A 300-nucleotide genomic window follows, 5' to 3' on the forward strand; every position below is an offset into this window, starting at 1 on the left:
TAAAAAGATAGAGTTCAAAAAGTACCGATAGACCTACTAAGTGATGTCATGCTCATAAGGCACGATAGGCTTGTAGCTCAGCTGGTTAGAGCGCACCCCTGATAAGGGTGAGGTCGGCAGTTCAAGTCTGCCCAAGCCTACCAATCGCATTTGGTTATGGTAGGTAATCGATACTTTTGCACCCTTGTAAGGGGCTTTAGCTCAGCTGGGAGAGCGCCTGCCTTGCACGCAGGAGGTCAGCAGTTCGATCCTGCTAAGCTCCACCATTTCACGCAATGTGTGAAATACCTTACATGCACC

The 300-nt window shown here is 49.0% G+C and carries 2 tRNA genes; both read left to right on the forward strand.

The features are described 5' to 3' along the window. Nucleotides 1-66 precede the first annotated feature (66 nt). A tRNA-Ile gene (locus BAE46_RS14155) sits at nucleotides 67-143 on the forward strand. A 47-nt stretch (nucleotides 144-190) separates the two neighbouring features. Beyond that, nucleotides 191-266 (forward strand) — tRNA-Ala (locus BAE46_RS14160). Nucleotides 267-300 lie beyond the last annotated feature (34 nt).

The sequence above is a fragment of the Glaciecola punicea genome (assembly GCF_001756615.1).
Classification (GTDB): domain Bacteria; phylum Pseudomonadota; class Gammaproteobacteria; order Enterobacterales; family Alteromonadaceae; genus Glaciecola; species Glaciecola punicea.